The organism is Mesorhizobium sp. M1004 (genome assembly GCF_040318795.1).
Taxonomy (GTDB): domain Bacteria; phylum Pseudomonadota; class Alphaproteobacteria; order Rhizobiales; family Rhizobiaceae; genus Mesorhizobium.
On sequence record NZ_JAMYNB010000001.1, the window covers coordinates 495,501 to 515,843 of the forward strand.

The following is a 20,343-nucleotide window of genomic DNA, read 5'->3' on the forward strand; positions in this document are numbered from 1 at the left end:
TCAGCTCTTCACCGCCATCATCATCATCGAATGGAAGGCCTTGACGATCGCGGTGTTGAGCTCGAAGGAGCGGCGGACCTCGCCGGCCTTCATCAGTTCGTTCTCGACCACCACCGTGTTCTTCGAGGGCATGATGGCGCCGGTCGTCTCTTCTGGCTTGACCGTGAAGCCGGCATTAGTGGCGGCAGTGCCGAGGTGGCCTGCCTGGGTGGCGGTCAGCGACACTGCCGTGCGGTCGAGCACCTTCTCGAACGGCTCGACATCGCCGGCGGTGTAGCCGGGCGTGTTGACGTTGGCGATGTTGCCGGCAATTGCGGACTGGCGCACCGACAGCCATTGCGACTGCTTGGCGGCGAGATCGAAAAGGTTGATGGGCTCCATGGGGATCTCCAGGCTGGTACGTACAAGACTAGGCTGCCAGTCTTGCGCGGACCTTGCGCGGGCCAGGCGTAAGCCGGTGTGCCGCTATTTGGAGAGTTCGATCACCTGGTCGGTGCTGGTGACCATGACCCACTTGCCGCCGCGTTGCTCAATCGACGAGACGACGCTGGAGTCGGGCAGCTTCGAGCCGCGCTGGACAATCCACAGGCCGGCATCGTCCTCGATCATGGCGCGGCCATTGGCGACATGAACCATGCGAAATTTGGGATCCGCCGGGAAGGGCTGCTCGTCGACGCCGGGAGGCTGGGTCTTGTCCTCGGGGTCCTGCAGCGTGCCGGTGGCGAACAGGTCGACATCGGGAACATCGTTTGCCGTCAGCGGCTGACCGCTGTTTTCCATCTGCGAACCGCCGCTGACCCGCCCTGCATTGGTGCCGCTGCCGCCGAACTTGATCGCCTGCACGCCGAACTGGTCCTGATTGAAGAAGATATACCAGGGAAACAGCGCGCAGATCAGGCCGAGCGTGATGCCGAGCGCGGCAAAGACGATATCGCTGCGGCGGTCGGATTTCTTGTCGAGCCTGGGATATTGCGGCCTTGGCGGCTGCGGCCATTCGGTGACCGGGAACAGCCCGTCGAGAAGCGAGTCGCGACTGGTCTCGATAGCTTCTTTGGGGCCGGCGCGAGGGGTCCTTGGCAATTCAGGCTTGACGACGCTGGGCAAGGCAGGCTCGGCCAAGCGAGGCACAGTGGACTCGACTACGCTGGCTACCCTGGGCAAGAATGGCCTGGCGGCCCTGGCCAGAATGGCCTCAGCCTTGGCGACCTTGTCGAGATCGGCCTTTGCCCTGACAGCTCTCGCTTCGTTGGCCCGGGCTTCCTCGGCGGCACTGGCCTCTGCGATCATCTCGCGCAAAAGCCGCTCGGTGTACTGAAGCTCAGTCTCCTGCATCGACACTTTGCTTGCCTTTCAGATGACGGGCGAGGTCGGAGAATGCGTCGCTCGAGGCGCGATCCCTGGGCGACTGCGTCAGCGCCTCGTAGATCAGCGGCACCTGGCGCACGGCAATATCGAGCTCGGCATCGGCGCCGCCCTGATAGGCGCCGAGCAGGCGGATGTCGCGCGTGTCCTCGAAGCGCGAGATCATCGACTTCAGCCTGGTCACCAGCATGCGTTGCTCGGGGCTCCATGCCTTGTCGGCGAGGCGCGAGATCGACGACAGCGGATTGACCGGGGGGTAGCGGCCCTGTTCGGCAATGGCGCGGTCGAGCACGACATGGCCGTCGAGGATGCCGCGTACCGAATCGGCGACCGGGTCGTTGTGGTCGTCGCCGTCGACCAGCACCGAGATGATGGCAGTGATTGATCCCTGTCCTTTGATACCGGGGCCTTCAGCGCCCGGGCCAGCGCGTTCGAGCAGCTTGGGCAGATCGGTGAAAACCGAAGCGGGATAGCCGCGGGCGACCGGCGGCTCGCCGGTGCCGGTCGCTACCTCGCGCATCGCATGGGCAAAGCGGGTAATCGAATCCAGCACCAGCAGCACGCGATGGCCTTGGTCGCGAAAATGTTCGGCAACGCGCATGGCGGTATCCGGCGCGCGCCGGCGCATCATGGCGCTCTCGTCGCTGGTAGCGACGACGGCGACCGTCTTGGCCATGCTCTCTGCGCCGATCGTGTCTTCGAGGAATTCGCGTACCTCGCGGCCGCGCTCGCCGATCAGCGCCACGACCACGGTGTCGAAGGCGTCGGCGCCGGCCAGCATGGCGAGCAGCGTCGACTTGCCGACGCCGGAACCGGCAAAGACGCCGAGGCGCTGGCCGAGGCAGAGCGGCGTGAAGATGTCGATGACCTTGACCCCGGTCGTGAAGGCGGTGCCGACGCGCTGCCGCGCCATGGCGCCGGGCGTTGTGCCGTCGCCGCTCGCAGCCTCGCCGATCCTGATCAGCGGCGGGCCGCCGTCGATGACGCGGGTCAGCGCGTCGATGGCGCGCCCACGCCACGAAGCATGCGGCGTTACCGTCAGCGGGCCGCGGCGAAACACGGCGTCGCCGATGCCGGCGTCGGCGCTGCGTTCGAAAGGGGCGATGACGACTTCGTCGCGGCCGATCCTGACGATCTCGCCGCGGCGCGTGCCGGCATTGCCGCGCTGTTCGACGAGGTCGCCAAGCCTGGCGACTTCAGACAGGCCGCGCACCTTGTAATGCGTTGGCGAAACCTCCGAAACACGGCCGCCGCGCCGCAGCAACGTCTCGGTGTCATCGAAGCGGCGCCAGATCCGCTCCAGCGCAGCCAGCCGGTTTTCCGGTGCTGTCTCCGGCTGCCGTTCAAGCGCGCGCATCGATGATTTGCTGCTCGACATGCCGCTACGACTTGGAGCCGAGCGTCTTGATGGCGTCGTCGGTCGAGGCGTCGGTCTGGCGCATCAGCGCGGCGGTGTTCTCGAAGGCGCGCTGGACCATGATCAGGCGTGTCATCTCAAGCACCGGATTGACGTTGGATTCCTCGACATAGCCTTGCGCGACGCCGAGATCGGAACGGTCGGTGACCGGCTCCGGCGCACGCGCGGGCACGATGCCAGAATTGCCGTAGCGGACGAAGTTCGGGCCGGGGTCGAAATTGAACAGGCCGATGGCGCCGACAAGCTTGTCGCCTTGGCGCAGTGAGCCATCGGCGCCCGCCTTGGGCGGACCGTCGCGCGGGTCGAGCTGGATCGGCGCGCTGCCGGCATCCAGCACCGGATGGCCCTCGAGCGACATCAACTCGCCATTCTCGTTCATCGAGAAGCGTCCGTCGCGCGTCATCACGATGCCGGCCGGGGTGTCGATGCCGAACCAGGCATCGCCCTGGACGGCGAAGTCGAACGGGTTGCCGGTCTGCGTCATCGCGCCATGCGCGCCGGACAAATAGGTCTTGCCGGAGGAGGCGAAGGACACCGATTTGGGGCCGCTGCCGGAGACGACATCCTCGAACTTCACGCCGGTGGCGCGAAAGCCGATGGTCGAGGCGTTGGCGACATTATCGGCGATGGTGTCGAGACGGCGCTCAAGCGCGATCTGCGAGGAAAGGGCGACGTAAAGGCTGTCCTGCATGGTGTTCTCAGAATCTCAGTTTCTGCATGGCCATCATCAGATCGGTCGAGATGCCGACGGTGGTCGGCTGCGCAAACAGCACACCGATCGATGTCTGGGCGGTCGAGGTCGGATGATTGATTTCCCAAAGGCTGGTGAAGCGGGTGAGGAATTTCTCGAGCTTGGTCGGGTCGGTAAAATCGGTGAGGTCGAGTTTTGCCTCGAAGGCCTGCGCCTGCTTGTCGATGTCGGCGGCGGCGAAGGAATCAGGCAGGCCGAGTGCGGTGCGTACCACGCTGGCCAGGGCCGTGTCGGCCAGCACGTCGTACCAGTTGGTGATGGTCGAGGCCTTGCGCTCGAAATAGAGCGCCAACCGCACGCCCTCATTGGTCTTGCCGGCGTCTTCTTCCAGGGTCTGGCGCATGTATTTGTCGACCACCGGCTGCTGCGACGGGCTGCGGGTCGTTGCCGCTTCGCCGTAGGCTTCGAAATTCAACGAGGTGGCGAGCCTGGCATAGGCCTTGTTGGAGAGCTTGTTGGCGACACTGGCGGGATCGCGGACACCGCCCTCAAGGACATCACGGACGAGATCCTTGTTGGTCGTCGCCGGATCGAGCCCGCTGGCAGACAGCGCATAGTTGTAGAGGCGGCTGTCGGCCATCAGATCGTCGACCGATTTCACCTTGATGATGTTGGCGAGGTAGTAACTGGTCTCGGCCTGGACAGCGTCCGCATTCGGCTTGATGAGGCCAAGACTGGACTCGGTCGTGTAGAGCTTCGGCGTGGTCTTCAGCACCGCGTCGCGCGTGGTCGTCTGATCGCCATACTGGGCAAAATCAAAGGCGCTGACGAAGTTGGCGTAGCTCTTGTCGGTCAACAAATTGGCGGGGCTCAACGGATCGGCAACGCCGCCGGTAAGCATGGTGCGGATCTGCTTCGTCGTCTGGGTCGATGCATCAAGCCCATAGGCAGCCATGGCGAAGGTCAGCAGGCGCTTGTCCTTCAGCAGGTCTTCGATGGACTTCACCTTGGAGATGTTGGCTGCGTAGTAGTCGGCCTCGCCCTTGATGTATTGCGCGGTCGGCTTGACGAGCAGCAGCCCGGTTCCGCCGATCACAGCTTTTGGGACCGCCTGCTGGACGGCGTCGCCCGCCGTAGCCTGGTCGCCATATTGGGCAAAGTCGAAAGCCGCGACGAAAGCCGCATAGCCCTTGTTTGTCGACGTGTTTGCGGGGCTGTTCGGGTCGGTGACGCCGCCTTCCAGCATGGCCCGCACGGTCACAACCGGCTCGGCGTCGGCGTCCAGGCCGAACGCGGCCATCGCATAGGTGAGCAGGCGATCGTTGCCCATCAGGTCGTCGATCGATTTTACGTTGGAAATGTTGCTCAGGTAGTACGAGGTTTCGCCCTTGTAGTAGGTGAAGCCGTTCTGCGAAGGGCCGACCGAGACCTGGAGGCCGTAATTGTTGGTCACGCCCTGCTGCGCCGAATTGTAGCTCGTGGCATTAAGGCCCAGGGCGGCGAAATTGAAGGCCGACACGAACTCGGCATAACGCTTGTCGCTCAGTTTGTTGGCGAAGCTGTCGGAATCCGACACCCCTTCCTTCAGGGCTTTGACCATGAAGGCCTTGGCGTAAGCCATGTCGCCGAGACCGAAGGCCTTCATGGCATATTTGAACAGCCGGTCGTTCTTGACGAAATCGTCGATCGATTTCACGCTGCCGATGTTCGCGAGATAGTAGTCGGTTTCGCGCTTGGTGATCGGCTCCGCCTCGATGCGGTCGATCGCCTTGGGGATGTCCCTGGCGATGAGCTGGTAGCTGGTAAAAGTGCTCAACACGACATGCCTCCGGTCGCAGCTTCAAAAGCAAGACTATGCGGACTTGCTTGCGCGAGGCTGAATCGCCTCACCTTGCATGATTCAAGCCTCACACAAGGCACGGGGGCTATCGGTTAGGCCTGACGTGATGCGGAAGGATCTGGCGTGGGCATTCTGATCGGACTTGTGGTGACGCTCGGCTGTGTTCTCGGCGGCTTCATGGCGATGGGCGGCCATCTGCATGTGCTGATGCAGCCTTGGGAAGCGGTGGTCATCTGCGGCGCCGCACTTGGAACCTTTCTCGTCGCCAACCCGATGAAGACGGTCAAGGACACCGGCAGGGGTATCCTCGAAGCGTTCAAGCAGGCGGTGCCGAGGGAGCGCGACTATCTGGAGACGTTGGGCGTGCTGCACAGCCTGATGCGCGAACTGCGCTCGAAGTCGCGCAGCGAGGTCGAGGCACATATCGACAATCCGGAGGAATCGGCGATCTTCCAGGCATTCCCGACCGTGCTCAAGAATCACGATCTGACGAATTTCATCTGCGACTACTGCCGCATCATCATCATCGGCAATGCCCGCTCGCATGAGATCGAGGCGCTGATGGACGAGGAAATCCAGACCATCAAGTCCGACAAGATGAAGGCTTACCACGCGCTTGTGGCGGTGGGCGATGGTCTGCCGGCGCTCGGCATCGTCGCCGCCGTGCTCGGCGTGGTCAAGGCGATGGGCGCGCTCGACCAGTCGCCCGAAATCCTCGGCGGCCTGATCGGCGCTGCCCTTGTCGGAACCTTCCTCGGCATCTTCCTGTCCTATGCGGTGGTCGGGCCGGTCGCCACCAAGATCAAGACGGTGCGCGAGAAGAAGAACCGCCTCTATATCATCGTCAAGCAGACGCTGCTTGCCTACATGAACGGCGCCCTGCCGCAGGTGGCCATCGAGTTCGGTCGCAAGACCATCTCGTCCTATGAGCGGCCGACGATCGATGCCGTCGAGCAAAGCACGATGAACACAGCTTCCGCCGAGAAGAAAGCGGCTTGAGCCATGCATGACGACAGACAGGACCGCACGCCGTCATGACAAGTCCTGGCAGCCCCTCGCAAGCCCGCTCGCTGATCATTGAGCGTCTGGTCGGTGACAGCGGTGAGGCCGCTCATGTCATCGGCACCGGGCGCTCGATGGGCGAGCGCGCCCTGCCGCTGCTGCAGAAGAGCCTGGCCGGCGAACTCGGCGCACCGGTCACCGTCGACCTGCGCGCGGTCGAGATCAGCCGTGTTCCCGATGCCCGCACGAATGCCGGCGATGCCTTTGCCATGGCCATCATAGCATCGCCGACGTCTTCGGATGCGATGACGCTGGTGGCAGATGCGCCGGCCATCGCCGTGATGGTGTGCGCGCTGTTCGGCGGCGATCCGGATCAGCCGGTTTCGCCGATCGAGCGCGCTCTGTCGCAGATCGAGACCGATGTTGCGACCACGGTCTTCCAGGAAGTTGCGCAGGCGTTGAACGGATCAGGCCGGCGCTCGCTCGAGCTGCGGCTGCCGGTGCCGCGGGCGCTTTCGGGCAGCGAAGCCAAGCGCCGCGTGCTGCGCGATGGCGCGGCGGTGCGCATCGTCTTCGGCATCTCGACGCCGACCGACAGCGGAACGGTCACGGTGATGATCCCGCAGCGCATCCTGCTGGCCACACGCGGTATCGCCGATGTCCACGACAGCGAAGGCACGACCTCCGACTGGCGGGCACGTTTTTCCGAAGAGGTCATGCGCTCGACGGTGACGCTCGAAGCGACCATGCCGCTGGCCCGCCTGACGCTCGGCGATCTCGCCGGTTTCGAGCCGGGCCAGGTCATCGAGTTCGAGGAAACCGCGCAGTCGCACGCCAAGCTGAGCGCGCGCGACAAGACGCTGTTTGTCTGCGAGTTCGGCAAACTCGGGCAGAACTACACCGTCCGGATCAGGCATCCTTACGATGCCGGTCAGGATTTTATCGACGGGCTCATGCCGGGCTGACGCCGGGCAAGCTCAAGCATTTGGAGACGACTGATGGCCAAGACCAAGGTGGAAGCCAATATCGACCAGCCGGACGAACAGCTCGACCGCGCCATCGAGGAATTGCGCGGTGTCCTCCAGGAGGAGGAAAAGCGCCCCGACGCCGCCTTGCGGGCTGCCACGTCCGGCGCCAATTCGAACATCATCATGAGCATCCCGGTCGATGTGCAGATCATCCTCGGCAGTACGGAAATGCCGGTGTCGGACCTGATGGCGCTGCAGAAGGGCTCGACGGTGGCGCTCAACCGGCGCATCGGCGAACCGGTCGATGTCGTGGTCAACGGCCGCAAGATCGCGCGCGGCGAAATCACCGTGCTGGAAAGCGATCCGTCGCGCTTTGGCATCAGGTTGACCGAAATCATCGCTGCCGCCAAGAGCGCCTGAGGATTAGACGACATGCGGTCTCAGCAGCGATCGGAGCTTATGCCATGACGACGCCGGTGACGCTCACGCGCCCGCAAAAGGCCGCCGCCATCCTGGTGGCGATGGGCAAGCCTTCGGCCAGCCGGCTGCTGAAATTCTTCAAGCAAGAAGAACTGAAGGCACTGATCGAAGGGGCGCGGCTGCTGCGCACCATTCCGCAAAGCGACCTCGAACGCATCGTTGCCGAATTCGAGGCCGAGTTCACCGAAGGTGCGGGCCTGCTCGATTCCGCCGACCGGATGGACACGATCCTCAATGAATCGCTGTCGCCCGAAGAGATGAGCGCCATCATGGGCGACAAGCGCTTCGAGGTTGCGCCGGAAGGGCCACCGCCGATCTGGCCGGAGCTGGAAAAGCTCGAACCGACGCGTCTGGGCACATTCCTTGCCGCCGAGCATCCCCAGACCGCGGCCATGGTGCTGTCGAAGCTTGCGCCGCAAGCCGCCGCCAACATTTTGCTGACCATGGAAAAGCCGATGCGCAGCGAGATCATCAAGCGCATGGTGACGATGGCGACCATTCCGGACGCGGCCACCAGGATCATCGAGAACCAGCTGCGCGCCAGCGTGCTGGCGCAGACCGCGACCAAGGATATCTCGGCGGGACAGGCGCGCGTCGCCAGTATGCTCAACGAGATGGACAAGCCTCAGTTGGAAGAGGTCATGCAGGATCTGGAAGAGGCCGGCACGCCGGACCTCGGCGGTGTTCGCTCCAGGTTGTTTGCCTTCGACGATCTGCCGCTTTTGACGCAGAAGGCGAGGGTACTCCTTTTCGACGGGCTGTCGACCGAACTGATCACGCTGGCGCTGCGCGGTGCGGCGCCCGCATTGACGGAATCGGTGCTGTCGGCGATCGGCGCACGGTCGCGGCGCATGATCGAGTCCGAGCTCGGCCAGGGCTCGGAAGGCATTCAGCTTGCCGACATCATGACGGCGCGCAAGAACATCGCGGTGGCGACAATCCGGCTTTCGCGCGAGGGGGCTTTCGAACTGCCCTCATCGCAGCAGAGCGAAGCGGCTTAACGCCGAGCGCTGAATGGCTGAAGCGGCGGACAAAGACTCCAAAACCGAAGACGCGACCGAAAAGAAGATCCGCGACACCGTCGAACAGGGCAAGCTGCCCCATTCGCGAGAGGCCGCACTTCTGGCGTCCTTCATCGCCATACTGGTGTTCACCGTCTTCTACGCCAAGGACGCGGTCGTTGATCTCGGCATGTTCCTGTCGATGTTCCTGGAAAAGCCCGAGGCGTGGCCGATGGACACCGAGACCGACGTCATCGCGCTCTACAAGACCGTGATGATGGAAATAGGCAACGCCGTCGTCAGCCTGCTGGTGCTGCTGGTGGTGGCCGGCATCGGCGCCTCAGTGCTGCAGAACATGCCGCAAGTCGTCGGCGAGCGGATCCGGCCGCAACTGTCGCGCATCTCGATAGCCAAAGGCTGGACCAGGATGTTCGGCATTCAGGGCTGGGTCGAGTTCCTGAAATCGCTGGGCAAGCTCGGCTTCGCCAGCATCGTGCTCTACTTCACGCTATCGCAGGACTACCGCCAGCTCCTGGCCGGCATGATCACCAACCCCGTCGCTTTCGGCCTCGTCATCAAAAGCATCACCGTCGACATATTGGTGGCGATCGTCTTCGTCATGGGGCTGATCGCGGCGGTCGACGTCGTCTGGTCGCGCTTCCACTGGAAGCAGGATCTGCGGATGACCAAGCAGGAGGTCAAGGACGAGTTCAAGCAGTCCGAGGGCGACCCGATCATCAAGTCGCGGCTGCGCTCGCTGGCGCGCGATCGGGCGCGCAAGCGGATGATGACGGCGGTGCCGCGCGCGACGCTGATCATCGCCAATCCGACGCACTTTTCCATCGCGCTCAGATATGTCCGCGACGAGGATTCAGCACCCATGGTGCTGGCCAAGGGCCAGGACCTTGTGGCGCTCAAGATTCGCGAGATTGCCAAGGAGCACAACATCCCGATCTTCGAGGACGTGGCGCTCGCCCGCTCCATGTACAAGCAAGTTTCGGTTGATAGCGTGATCCCGTCGCAATTCTACCAGGCCGTCGCCGAACTGGTGCGGATCGTCTACTCCAAAAAGGCTGAGCGGAGACAAATTTCATGAACCGCCAACCGCACGCAAAATCCCGCGAACTCATCGTCGCCAAGGCCATCGAGCAGGTGGTCGACGAGTTGCGGCTGATCGACGTCGCCGACTACATCGCCTTCATCCGGCTCGAGCATTTCGCTTGCCTGTCGGATCTGGTGGATTCGGCTGTGGAGCTTTTTTTCCTCCCAGGCACGCTCAGGCTCGGCCATGGCGGAGAGGCACATGTCGACTGGAGCGGCAGCCCGCGCATCGTGCTCGATCTCGAGCTTCGGCCGCCGGGCGTCACCGTCTATTTCCAGCTGACGCTGAGCGAGGAGAGGTCTTCGGTCGCGGTCAACTATGTGTCGTTCGAAAAGCCCGGGGAAGACCCCGAGCACAACACCGCTTTGCTGGAGACGGTGATCGAAGAGGCGCGAATCCGCAGGACCGAGCCGCTCGCCTATCGCTGATCTTTTGTCTTACTCCAACTGCCAGACGCGATCACTCGATCAGCCCCAGCCGCAGCGCCTTGGCCACCGCCTGGTTGCGGTTGACCGCGTTGAGCTTCTGCGTCGACTGGGTGAGATACTGGTTGGCGGTGTGGACCGACAGCTTCAACAGCCTGGCGATCTCTTCGCTGGTGTTGCCGTTGGCGGTCAGCTTCAGGCACTCCAGTTCACGCTTGGAGATCGACCGCATCCGGCCGGCATCGTTCGGACGAATGCGGGCGACGGCGGCGAACAGCGAAAAACAGCGGGCGTGGATTTCGTAGAGCGTGTCTTCCGGCAAAGCGATCGTCGAGCCGAGGAACACCACCAGCCCGCAATGGCCGCGATCGGCATGGACGGGAAAGCCAATGCCGTTGGTGCCCGGCGCCAGCGGCTCCGTCCGCTCCGCCCAGGCGAGGTTCTTGAAGACGGCGTCCGAGCCGGCGATGCCGTCATCGGCCCACCAGCGCGGCGCTGTCGAGGCGCCGCTGTGGCGAACCATCTCCTCACCGTTGGCGCCGGCAATGAATTTGGTTGTCACCGCGGTGGCGGGATAGTCGGAATCGAAGCTCGGCACCAGGCGCGCCCGTTCCGGCGAGGGGCTGACGAAGTAGAGGCCAAACGCCGACGCGTTGATGTCGACTGCGATCCAGCGGCAGCGGCGCACCGCGTCCGGGATGGTAACGGCATGGTGCGTCTCGGAACCGATGGAGAAGGCGCCGAACGGATTGCGCTGCTCGTTGAAAAGGGCTTCGGCCGCCGCCTTGATGTCAGCATGTTTCAAATGATGCCGCTCCTGATCGCCGTGGCGATGGCCATCGCGCGGTTCGACGCCGCGAATTTCTGGATGGCGTGGGTGATGTAGCTGTTGACGGTGTTGGACGAGACCCCGAGGATCACTGCGACCTCATCGGTGGTTTTGCCTTCAGACACCCAGAACAGGCATTCGCGCTCGCGGTCGGACAGCGGGTCCTGCATGGCGACGGCGGCGATCAATTGCGGGATGGCGGACAGCGCGTAACAGCACTTCAACTGAGCCTTCATCAGCGCCGGCTGGTCGATACTGCCGGCCTCGGCCGCCGAGAAAAGCGCAAACAGCCGCTGGCGGCCGACATTGAGCCGCAGTGAATAGACTTCGGCATGTCCAAGCACGTCGAGCAGGCGCGCCTCTTCGCCTGTGAGCAGTCCGCCGGCGTCGGGTGCCGCGGCGGCGACCAGGGGCCTCGGGCGGATGCCAGGTGCAACGGTCAGCGGTCCCTGGGCAAGGCCGGCGATCAGCCGCTTGCCGATCAGTTCAATGGCGTCGAAGATCCAGTTGGATGAGACGATGCGGGCGTCGTTGCGGTCCTGGTCGTGGACGATGGCGACGAGCATGTAGCTGTCGGCGCCGATCTCGGCGGCAAGCTGCATGAAAAAGGAGGTGAGATCGCCGCGCGATTCGAGGCGCGAGCCTAACGTATCGGATTGGAGAGGCGCGGCGGAACTGCTCATTGGATGCTTTGGTTGTATGTCATGGCCGGAGTCTTTTCTTGAGCCCGGACGCTGGGGTTAGCAGCGGCCGAACTTGAAGACGCATCACGTTTACGAAGCACTCACACGGCGCGGCGGTCGCGCTGATCGCCGAATCCATTCAGGGAACGCGAAGCCGTCCGCGTCTGGTGCCGGTCATTGGCCGGAACTTGAGACTTTGGGTGGTCGCCGCGCCCCCCAAGGACCGGCTGATTCGGGTCTAATCTACCCGCAGATGAATCCGACATCAAACGCGATTTGACAAAATCAATATTATTGGACTCAAGCGACTCAGGGGCGGCTTTCGCGGCCTTTTCCGCCGCAAAAGGCCTGAAACGCCGACACGAAAAAGCCAGAGGGTGTTGCGATACTGCCGTATCGAGGGCCGATCGATTCCGATAGGGTCTCGGCAGCCGTGAGGGGTGGGCATCCCTTCGGTCATACGGCGGATTTGGCGGCGCTTGCTCGCGGCCATCAGCATCGGGGGTCATGATGAAGCAGGTTTTCCTGGCGTTCAAGGTGGTGCTTGCGGTTCTTGCCGGCATGGCAGCGCCCGCCAAGGCTGAGCCGACCGTTACCTATGCGCTCGAAAACGGGCTGCAGGTGGTGCTGGTGCCCGACCATCGCGTGCCGAAGGTGGTGATGAACCTGCGCTACCGCGTCGGGTCGATGAATGAACCCGCGGGACGCTCGGGCTTTGCGCATCTGTTCGAACATCTGATGTTTTCCGGCACGCCGGCCTGGCCGAACGTGTTCGGTGCGCATGCCGCGCTCGGCAACGAGATCAATGCCTGGACCACCGAAGACGGCACGGTCTATTACGTCGACGGGCTGTCGTCGTCACTGCCGATGATCCTGTCGCTGGAGGCCGACCGCATGGCCAATCTCGGCCGCTCGGTGACTCAGGCCAAGCTCGATCTGCAGCGCTCGGTGGTCAAGAACGAGATGCGCCAGAACGTGCTCGACAAGGCCGGCGCATCCGGCTGGGAAGCTTTCTGGTCCGGGCTGTTCCCGAAGCCGCATCCCTATAGCCGCATGGTTATCGGCTCGGTCGCCGATCTCGATGCGGCGACGCTCGACGATGTCAGGGGTTTCTTCAACAGCTACTATCTGCCCAACAATGCGGTGCTGGTGCTGGTCGGCGACTTGGAGATCGACGACACCAAGGCGCTGATTGCCGACACGTTCGGCCGCGTGGCGCGCGGCGCCGATGTGGCGCGGCCCGCCGTGCCGGCACCGACGCAGGCCCGGCTCAAGCTGGTGCTCGAGGATCGTGTGCCAAGCTCCATCGTCGTGGTCGGCTTCAGTGGCCCGGTGGCGCAGTCGCCCGACAATGGTGCGCTCAGCATTGCCGCCGAACTGCTCGGCAACGGCGAATATGGGTTTTTGCGCAACCGGCTGGTTTCGCAGTTGGGCATTGCCACCTATGCCAGCGCGAGCTGGACCGGCGGTCTGCTCGGTGGCCGCTTTACCTTCGAGGCGGGTGCCGCCGAAGGTGTGGCGCCGGAAGCGCTGGAAAGCGCGATGAAAACGGCGTTTGCGGATTTCCTGAAGACCCCGCTCGATCCGGTCGATGTCGAGCGTGCGCGCACCGGCATCTTGCAGGCAGCGCGGCTCGGCAGCGAAGCACTGAAGGATCGCGCCGGCGTCGTCTCCTACAATGCCGACGTGCTCGGCGATGCGCAGAGCGCGCTGGTGGACGACCCGCGGGTGAAGGACGCCAGCGTGGCGGGCGTCGAGGCAACGATGAAGCGGCTGTTGAAACCGGAAGACGCCAGCATACTGGTGCTGAAGCCCGGCCCGCGCGGCGGCTATCCCGATGCACTGATCGGGTCGTCCGGCACACCGCAGCCGTTCACCGCGCCGGAGCGAGCGGCGATCGACATTCCGAAGCATGCGGCCGGGCAAGCGCCTTCGGCAACACTGCCCGCCATGGAAACGGCGACGCTCTCGAATGGCATCAAACTCGTCCACTACACAATGCCGGAAGCGCCGATGGTCTATGTCGCGGCCAGTGCCGCCGGCGGCTGGAACAGCGTGCCGGAAGGCAAGGAGGGATTGCTGGAGCTTGCAGCAAGCATGGCGACACGCGGGGCCGCCGATCGCGGCTCGGCTGATTTCGCCAAGGCGGCCAGCGACATCGGCGCCGGCGTCGGCCACCAGGCCGGAACGCTGACCACGATGATGACGCTTGGCGTACCGCCGGAAAAGCTCGACCAGGGTATTGGCCTGCTCGCCGACGCGGTGCTGAAGCCTCGTTTCGACAAGACCGAATGGACGGTGCTGATGGCGCAGACGGTCGACTGGCTAAACGGCCGCGAGGCGGATCTGCCCGGCGTTGCCGGCCGCATGGCAAAGGCGACGCTAATCCCGCAGGTGCCGGGCAAGGCAGCGGTGGACTGGTCGGCAAAGGCGCTGGCCTCGATCTCGCTCGACGAGGCGAGGGACGCATTCAAGGCGGAGTTCACGCCGAAGGCGGTGACCTTCTATAGCGTCGGCCCGATGCCGGTCGCGACCGTCGCCGCCAGCCTTGAAAAAGCATTCGGCGCGTGGACAAGCGACACCGCCGGCTATGCCGTCGAGCCGTCGCCGGCAGCGCATTTCAACGGGGGACAGAAAGTGCTGCTGGTGCCCGAACCCGGCGCCAGCCAGTCGGCACTGTTCGTGGCGCGGCCGGCGCCCGGCACCGACGAGAGCGAGCGCGCCGAATCGACCGCGGTCTCCAACCTGCTTGGCGCCGATTTCTCCAGCCGGCTGAATTCGGTGATCCGCGAGGAGAAGGGCTATTCCTATGGCGTGTCGAGCTATCTGATGAGCCCGATGAAGGCCGGCTCGGGATTGGTCGTGGCAACCACCGTCGAGCGCGCCAACACCGGTCCGGCGATTACCGAAATCCTGAAAGGATTTGCCGGCCTGACAACCTTGCCGGTAGCGCAGGACGAGGTCGACCGCACGGTGACCGTCTATCGCCGGGCGCTGGCTGGATCGGCCGAGACGTCGGCTGGTCTGTTCTCCTCGCTGATTGGCGCGGTTGGCAGCGGATCGACGCTGGAGGACCAGCAAACCCGCATGGCGGCGCGCACAAAGCTGACGCTCGATGCGGTTCAGAAACAGGCGCTGGCCCTGGCGTCGCTCGATCCGTCGCTGATCGTGGTAGCGGGCGACCCCGATGTGGTGATGCCGCAGCTTGCCGCGATCGGCCTCAAGGACGTCGAGATCGTCAAGCGTGACGAGGCTGGCGAAGACACGGCGATGCGGGCGCTCGATCTTCTCGGGGGCAATCGCCGGGCGCCGCTGTCTGCCTCGCCGTGGCGGGTTGGCGATGGCGGCACGACACGCGCGGTGCACGCCTGCGCCGGCGACAGGGATTGCGGCGCGCAGATCCACGCCGATTGACGGGCTAAACGCGCAGCCGCCGGCCGCGTTGTAATTTTGGGATAACTTTGTTTCGGGGGAAACGATGAGCGATTCATTTCGGGAAGTAACGTCCGTCTCGTGGTTCGGGCGGATCAAGCGCGCGGTCGGCGGGGTCATCTTCGGCCTTATCCTGATCGTGCTGATGGTGATCGGGCTGTTCTGGAACGAAGGCCGCGCCGTGCAGACGGCGCGCTCGCTGGCCGAAGGTTCTGGAGCGGTGGTTTCGGTCGGCGCCGACAGCGTCGATACCGCCAATGACGGCAAGCTGGTTCATGTCAGCGGACTGGTGACGGCGGACAGCGGCCTGGCGGATCCGGATTTCGGCATTGCGGCGCAAGGGCTGCGGCTGTCGCGCAGTGTCGAGATGTATCAGTGGAAGGAAGAGTCCAAGTCGGAGACGACCAAGAAGCTCGGCGGTGGCGAAGAGACGGTGACCACCTACAGCTATTCCAAGGTGTGGGACGACAGCCAGATCGACTCCTCCGATTTCAAGAAGCCGGACGGCCACCAGAATCCGCCGATGGAAATCCACGGCCGGACCTTCCAGATTCCTGAGGGCAAGCTTGTCGCCTTCGATCTCGATACGCCGGTGCTGGACCGTATCGAGGGTGACAAGGACTATTCGCTCTCAGCCGACCAGTCGGCGGCGATAAAGGCTGCCTATACCGGAACCAAACCGCTCAGCATCGTCGATGGCAAGATTTTTCTCGGCAATGACAACACGACGCCCGCTTTGGGTGACTATCGCATCGGCTACGAACTGGCGCCGCTGGGCGTGATCAGTATCATCGCGCGCCAGGCCGGCAGCCGCTTCGAGCCCTACCAGACGCAAGCCGGCGATGCGCTGCTGATGGTCGATACCGGCAACGTCCCGGCCGAAAAGATGTTCGCCGACGCCGTCAGCGCCAACACGCTGATCACCTGGCTGCTGCGCGGCGCCGGCTTGCTGTTGCTGACCATAGGCTTTGCGCTGTTCCTCAGCCCGATCGGGGTGATCCTCGACGTCATACCCTTCCTCGGCAGCATGGCGCGGATGGGCACCGGCATTATCGCCTTCGTCCTGGCGATCCTGGTCGGCACGGTGACGATTGCGATTGCCTGGTTCTGGTACCGGCCGTTGCTGGCGGTGGCCATCCTGGCGACAGGCGTGATTGCGGCGGTGATTGTCTACCGCATCGGCCGGTCGCGAAGGCCAGCCGTTCCGGTGGTTGCACCCAACCCGGCTGCGGCCGCCTAGATGGTCGGGGCGGCCGGAGCCGCCCCATATCTCCTTGGCGCAATTCCGGCCGGAAAACCGCCTCACACTTATCCTGGAATTGCTTTCCTATTTGTCCTCGAAGCCGGTGAGCACGCCGACGGCGTTGATGCCGATCTCCTCGACGGCGTAGCCGCCTTCCATCACGAACAGCGTCGGCAGGCCGAGCTTGGCGATGCGATGGCCGATCTTCGGATAGTCCGGGCTTTTCAGCTTGAACTGGCTGATCGGGTCCTTCTCGAAGGTGTCGACGCCGAGCGACACGATGACGATATCGGGGGCGTAGGCGGCGAGCTTGGCGCAAGCGTCCTCCAGCGAGGCGTTCCAGGCGTCCCAATTGGTGCCGAAGGGCATGGGATAATTGACGTTGAAACCTTCGCCGGCGCTGGCGCCGCGTTCATCGGCATGGCCGAGGAAGAACGGATACTCCACCATGGGATCGCCATGCAGGTTGAGAACCTGCACGTCGGCGCGTTCATAGAAGATCTCCTGCGTGCCATTGCCGTGGTGATAGTCGACGTCGAGGATCGAGACGCGTTTTGCGCCCTGATCGAGGAACCACTGCGCGGTGACCGCGGCATTGTTGATGTAGCAGTAGCCGCCCATGAACCCGGCACCGGCGTGATGGCCGGGCGGGCGGCAGAGCGCGAAGGCCGACCGCTCGCCACCCTTGACCAAGGCCGCCGCCGTCAGCGCCACGTCATAGGACGATTTGATCGCGGTCCATGTGCCTTCGACGAAGGTGGCGCCGGCGTCGAAGGAATAGTAGCCGAGCAAGGCGTCGACGCGCTTGGGTGGCACGTCGCCGCGCAGGCCGCGCGTCGGCCAGGTGAAGGGCATCGCCGTGCCCTCGAAGCCGGCGGCCTTCCACGCCGGCCAGACGGTCGGCAGGAAGTCGATATAGTCGGCCTTGTGGATGCGCTTGGCGGCTGTGAGATCGTGCTCGACAGGTCCGATGATCGGCCCCAGCTTCTCGCTCTCGACCCGCGCCTTGATGAACTCGGCCCGCGACGGCTTTTCGAAACCCGGCACGATTGCCGACGTGACCAGTTCCATCTGGCCGGCATGGCCGGCATGAAGCGGCGAATAGACAGTCTTCATGAATTTCCTCTCGAAATAGCGAAATCAGTCAAGGTTGAGATAGGGGGTGACCAAAGCGAGCCACATTCTTTCCACATCGTCCTCGATGAGGTCGTATGTCTTGCGATCCCGCTTCAACCCCACAAGCCGGCAGGCGTGCCCGACATCCATCATCAGCACGCCGAGCCGGCTGGCGATCTTGTCTTCAAGGGCCGGGTTCACATGCTGCAGCCACGCGGCGTAAAGCGCGATGATCTGCTCGTCATATTTGTCTTGGATCGGCCTGAGGTCGGCATTGCCGGATATCGCCTCGATCACCGGCATCAGGGTGGCGTTTTCGAGATATATTCTGGAGGTATCGATGAAGAGCTTGCGCACCTCCTGCCGAAACTCGTCGCGGTTGGTGGGTGGGGTGACCTCGATGCGCCTGGCGATCACCTCGGGAAACGACGACAGCCAGCGCCGGGCGAGGTCGAGGAGAATGGCTTCCTTGTTGGGAAAGTACTGGTAGACCGAACCGACCGACAGGCCCGCGCGCCGGGCAATGGCGAGCGTCGTCGGCGTCTTGGTTCCTTGCTCCCGCGTCAGGATCAGCGCAGCGTCGAGTATCCTGTCGACCACCTTGCTCGACCGTTCCTGCCGCGGCTGCTTGCGCGGTTCGAGCGCCATCCTGGTTTCGCGGCTGAGACTGCGCTTCACGGATTGATGCCTTCGTTCCCTGCCGGTTTCAACACAGGTCCCGGTCTCAACATTGGCGTGGTGTGTTGTCCACAATACATTCGAAATTCGGCACGTTGACAAACGCGAATAATTAGTCGCATTCTTTTATCCACGCTGTTTTGAGAGATCACAAGGGGAATTTCGAAACAGCGCACTGGCATCAGTTTTCGTCCGATAACGCCGCTCCAGCGGAGTGGCAGCTTGTCGGACAAGAGGGTTGTCGGTCTCAGCCAGTCGTCAAAAGCGCGGAGTCGCGATGTCTGTCACGGGTGCGGGTCAAAATGCTGATCTGATCGTCATCAATGGTCGCGTGCGGACCATGGACGATGACAATCCCGCCGCCGAGGCGATTGCCGTCAAGGACGGCGCCATCATCGCCATAGGCAACCACGCCGCCATCGAAAAACTCAAGGGAACGACCACAGAGGTGATCGACGCCAAGGGCGGTTCGGTCCTGCCCGGTTTCATCGAAGCCCACATGCATCTGTTCTCGGGAGGGGCCGAGCTCGCGCATCTTCAACTCGGCGGTATCCATGGCTTCGAGGCGCTTCAAAGCGCCATCCGCGACTACGCAACGACGCGGCCCGAGGCGAAAATGCTTGTGGGCCAGGGCGTCGACTACACCGTGCTCGGCGACGAGCGGGTGACACGCCATCATCTCGACGCCATCCTGCCCGACCGCCCCTTCTGCATGGCAGCGCCCGACCACCATACGATGTGGGCCAACACCAAGGCGTTGGAGATAGCCGGCATCCTGAAGGGACGCACGCTCGGTCCGGGCAACGAGATCGTGATGGGTGGCGACGGCCTGGCCGCGGGCGAATTGCGCGAGGGCGAGGCCTTCGGTCCGGTGCTCGACCTTGCCGGCGAAAGCCGGGTGCGGCTGGGGCTGTCGACCGGCGGTGAGCCCGACCCAATGCCGTCGGCCGCCGAGCGGGCCGCTGACCGTGACATCATGCGGCGCGGGCTTGCATGGTGCGCGCGCCACGGCATCACCTCGATCCAGAACATGGACGGCAATCTCTACCAGCTCGAACTGCTTTCCGAGATCGAGGCCGAGGAGGGATTGCCCTGCCGCGTCAAGATCCCGTTCCACTACAAGAATTTCATGACGCTCGACATGCTCGAGAAGGCGTCCGTCATGGCCGAGCGCTACCACAGTGAGTGGCTGTCATCGGGCATGGTCAAGGTGTTCTATGACGGCGTGCTCGATTCCTGGACCGCTGTTATGGTCGAACCCTATGCGGATCGTCCCGACTGGGTCGGCGAGCCGCTGTTCACGCCGCAGCAATTTATCGATCTCGCCGTGGCTATCGACAAACGCGGGCTGCAGATCGCGGTGCACTCGATCGGTGACGGCGCGGTGCGCGCAGTGCTCGACGGTTACGAGGCAGCGCAGAAGCTCAATGGCAAGCGCGACAGCCGGCACAGGGTTGAGCACATCGAGGTCACTACAGCAGCCGACGTGCCGCGTTTTGCCGAACTCGGCGTCATCGCCTCGATGCAGCCGTCGCATCCGCCCGGCGCCATGGATTTTCCACTGGAGCCGACGGTGTCACGCATCGGACCGGCCCGCTGGCCGCTGAGCTATGCCTGGCGCACCCTGAAAAGCGCCGGCGCCCATGTCGTGTTCGCCTCGGACTGGCCGGTGGCGGCGATCGACCCGATCCTGAGCATTCAGGCGGCAGTGCAGCGCAAACCATGGGCAGAAGGCGATCCTGACCAGAGTTTCTCGCTGCAGGAAGCGATTGCCGCCTACACGGTCGAGGGCGCCTATGCCGAGTTCGCCGAGCATCGCAAAGGCGTTCTGAAACCCCGCTATATGGCGGATCTGGTGGTTTTGTCGGCCGATATCGAGAAGACGGCGCCGGCCGATCTACACAAGCTGCGGCCGGTGACGACGGTCTGCGGTGGCAAGGTCACCTACCAGGCCTGACAATGGCATGCGGCTTGCACAGCTTGCCGCTTGCAGACGAAATGACCGACTGAACTGTGATTCAATGCCGGACTTGCCAACCTACCGGCCGTGTGGTCACATCGAACAGGGGAAAAA

At 63.5% G+C, this 20,343-nt stretch carries 18 protein-coding genes; 9 read left to right on the forward strand and 9 right to left on the reverse strand.

The window, feature by feature from the left end; all coding sequences use genetic code 11:
- The 5 genes from flgB to NKH54_RS02455 all read right to left on the reverse strand — a co-directional run bounded on the left by flgB (position 1) and on the right by NKH54_RS02455 (position 5,289).
- Positions 1–381, reverse strand: a complete 381-nt coding sequence (flgB, locus tag NKH54_RS02435; RefSeq protein ID WP_023691724.1) for a flagellar basal body rod protein FlgB — start codon at positions 379–381, stop codon at positions 1–3.
- Between the two features lie 84 nt (positions 382–465).
- Positions 466–1,332 carry a hypothetical protein gene (locus NKH54_RS02440; RefSeq protein WP_352637437.1) on the reverse strand — a complete coding sequence of 289 codons (867 nt, stop codon included), beginning with the start codon at positions 1,330–1,332 and terminating at the stop codon, positions 466–468.
- Positions 1,319–2,740, reverse strand: a complete 1,422-nt coding sequence (gene fliI / locus NKH54_RS02445; protein WP_353027658.1) for a flagellar protein export ATPase FliI — start codon at positions 2,738–2,740, stop codon at positions 1,319–1,321. The genes NKH54_RS02440 and fliI overlap by 14 nt, the downstream gene beginning before the upstream one ends.
- Before the next feature lie 4 nt (positions 2,741–2,744).
- Entirely contained in the window at positions 2,745–3,470 is a 726-nt protein-coding gene (flgF, locus tag NKH54_RS02450; RefSeq protein WP_353027659.1) for a flagellar basal-body rod protein FlgF, read from the reverse strand.
- Positions 3,471–3,477: 7 nt separating this feature from the next.
- Entirely contained in the window at positions 3,478–5,289 is a 1,812-nt protein-coding gene (locus NKH54_RS02455) for a DUF1217 domain-containing protein (RefSeq protein ID WP_353027660.1), read from the reverse strand.
- Between the two features lie 144 nt (positions 5,290–5,433).
- Here NKH54_RS02455 and motA point away from each other — a divergent pair, with 144 nt between their 5' ends.
- Genes motA through NKH54_RS02485 form a run of 6 tightly spaced genes read left to right on the forward strand, consistent with a single transcriptional unit; the run spans position 5,434 to position 10,291 of the window.
- Positions 5,434–6,309 carry a flagellar motor stator protein MotA gene (motA, locus tag NKH54_RS02460; protein ID WP_023691719.1) on the forward strand — a complete coding sequence of 292 codons (876 nt, stop codon included), beginning with the start codon at positions 5,434–5,436 and terminating at the stop codon, positions 6,307–6,309.
- Between the two features lie 35 nt (positions 6,310–6,344).
- On the forward strand, positions 6,345–7,277 hold the full coding sequence (locus NKH54_RS02465; RefSeq protein ID WP_023671752.1) for a FliM/FliN family flagellar motor switch protein: 933 nt from the start codon (positions 6,345–6,347) through the stop codon (positions 7,275–7,277).
- Between the two features lie 33 nt (positions 7,278–7,310).
- Positions 7,311–7,700 carry a flagellar motor switch protein FliN gene (gene fliN, locus NKH54_RS02470; RefSeq protein WP_023671753.1) on the forward strand — a complete coding sequence of 130 codons (390 nt, stop codon included), beginning with the start codon at positions 7,311–7,313 and terminating at the stop codon, positions 7,698–7,700.
- A gap of 44 nt (positions 7,701–7,744) precedes the next feature.
- On the forward strand, positions 7,745–8,761 hold the full coding sequence (locus tag NKH54_RS02475) for a flagellar motor switch protein FliG (protein ID WP_023683476.1): 1,017 nt from the start codon (positions 7,745–7,747) through the stop codon (positions 8,759–8,761).
- A gap of 13 nt (positions 8,762–8,774) precedes the next feature.
- Complete coding sequence (gene flhB, locus NKH54_RS02480; RefSeq protein ID WP_023683475.1) at positions 8,775–9,857, forward strand: flagellar biosynthesis protein FlhB; 1,083 nt, start codon at positions 8,775–8,777, stop codon at positions 9,855–9,857.
- A complete protein-coding gene (locus NKH54_RS02485) occupies positions 9,854–10,291 on the forward strand; it encodes a BspJ family T4SS effector nucleomodulin (protein ID WP_023671756.1) in 438 nt (145 codons plus the stop codon). Before flhB ends, NKH54_RS02485 begins: the two co-directional genes overlap by 4 nt.
- Positions 10,292–10,322: 31 nt before the next feature.
- Here the strand turns inward: NKH54_RS02485 and NKH54_RS02490 are convergent, their stop codons facing one another.
- Positions 10,323–11,093: a helix-turn-helix transcriptional regulator gene (locus NKH54_RS02490; RefSeq protein ID WP_023683474.1), complete on the reverse strand. Its 771-nt coding sequence runs from the start codon at positions 11,091–11,093 to the stop codon at positions 10,323–10,325.
- A complete protein-coding gene (locus NKH54_RS02495; protein ID WP_023831533.1) occupies positions 11,090–11,800 on the reverse strand; it encodes a helix-turn-helix transcriptional regulator in 711 nt (236 codons plus the stop codon). Before NKH54_RS02495 ends, NKH54_RS02490 begins: the two co-directional genes overlap by 4 nt.
- Positions 11,801–12,310: 510 nt before the next feature.
- On the opposite strand from NKH54_RS02495, the gene NKH54_RS02500 reads away from it, so the two are divergent.
- Both NKH54_RS02500 and NKH54_RS02505 read left to right on the forward strand, forming a co-directional pair.
- Entirely contained in the window at positions 12,311–15,214 is a 2,904-nt protein-coding gene (locus tag NKH54_RS02500) for a M16 family metallopeptidase (RefSeq protein ID WP_198026363.1), read from the forward strand.
- Between the two features lie 64 nt (positions 15,215–15,278).
- Positions 15,279–16,472: a TMEM43 family protein gene (locus NKH54_RS02505; RefSeq protein WP_353027661.1), complete on the forward strand. Its 1,194-nt coding sequence runs from the start codon at positions 15,279–15,281 to the stop codon at positions 16,470–16,472.
- An 87-nt stretch (positions 16,473–16,559) separates the two neighbouring features.
- Here NKH54_RS02505 and NKH54_RS02510 read toward each other — a convergent pair whose 3' ends face one another.
- On the reverse strand, positions 16,560–17,591 hold the full coding sequence (locus NKH54_RS02510) for a histone deacetylase family protein (protein WP_353027662.1): 1,032 nt from the start codon (positions 17,589–17,591) through the stop codon (positions 16,560–16,562).
- Positions 17,592–17,615: 24 nt separating this feature from the next.
- The gene (locus tag NKH54_RS02515; RefSeq protein WP_353027663.1) at positions 17,616–18,269 is read right to left on the reverse strand and encodes a TetR/AcrR family transcriptional regulator; all 654 of its coding nucleotides are present in this window, start codon (positions 18,267–18,269) and stop codon (positions 17,616–17,618) included.
- A gap of 277 nt (positions 18,270–18,546) precedes the next feature.
- Between NKH54_RS02515 and NKH54_RS02520 the strand changes: the two genes are divergently transcribed.
- On the forward strand, positions 18,547–20,226 hold the full coding sequence (locus NKH54_RS02520; protein ID WP_352594701.1) for an amidohydrolase: 1,680 nt from the start codon (positions 18,547–18,549) through the stop codon (positions 20,224–20,226).
- Positions 20,227–20,343 lie beyond the last annotated feature (117 nt).

Excerpts from the sequence above, each read along its gene's own strand:
- flgB (WP_023691724.1), bottom strand. The coding sequence starts at position 381 with ATGGAGCCCATCAACCTTTTCGATCTCGCCGCCAAGCAGTCGCAATGG.
- NKH54_RS02440 (WP_352637437.1), bottom strand. The coding sequence starts at position 1,332 with ATGCAGGAGACTGAGCTTCAGTACACCGAGCGGCTTTTGCGCGAGATG.
- fliI (WP_353027658.1), bottom strand. The coding sequence starts at position 2,740 with ATGTCGAGCAGCAAATCATCGATGCGCGCGCTTGAACGGCAGCCGGAG.
- flgF (WP_353027659.1), bottom strand. The coding sequence starts at position 3,470 with ATGCAGGACAGCCTTTACGTCGCCCTTTCCTCGCAGATCGCGCTTGAG.
- NKH54_RS02465 (WP_023671752.1), top strand. The coding sequence starts at position 6,345 with ATGACAAGTCCTGGCAGCCCCTCGCAAGCCCGCTCGCTGATCATTGAG.
- fliN (WP_023671753.1), top strand. The coding sequence starts at position 7,311 with ATGGCCAAGACCAAGGTGGAAGCCAATATCGACCAGCCGGACGAACAG.
- NKH54_RS02475 (WP_023683476.1), top strand. The coding sequence starts at position 7,745 with ATGACGACGCCGGTGACGCTCACGCGCCCGCAAAAGGCCGCCGCCATC.
- flhB (WP_023683475.1), top strand. The coding sequence starts at position 8,775 with ATGGCTGAAGCGGCGGACAAAGACTCCAAAACCGAAGACGCGACCGAA.
- NKH54_RS02485 (WP_023671756.1), top strand. The coding sequence starts at position 9,854 with ATGAACCGCCAACCGCACGCAAAATCCCGCGAACTCATCGTCGCCAAG.
- NKH54_RS02495 (WP_023831533.1), bottom strand. The coding sequence starts at position 11,800 with ATGAGCAGTTCCGCCGCGCCTCTCCAATCCGATACGTTAGGCTCGCGC.
- NKH54_RS02500 (WP_198026363.1), top strand. The coding sequence starts at position 12,311 with ATGAAGCAGGTTTTCCTGGCGTTCAAGGTGGTGCTTGCGGTTCTTGCC.
- NKH54_RS02505 (WP_353027661.1), top strand. The coding sequence starts at position 15,279 with ATGAGCGATTCATTTCGGGAAGTAACGTCCGTCTCGTGGTTCGGGCGG.
- NKH54_RS02510 (WP_353027662.1), bottom strand. The coding sequence starts at position 17,591 with ATGAAGACTGTCTATTCGCCGCTTCATGCCGGCCATGCCGGCCAGATG.
- NKH54_RS02520 (WP_352594701.1), top strand. The coding sequence starts at position 18,547 with ATGTCTGTCACGGGTGCGGGTCAAAATGCTGATCTGATCGTCATCAAT.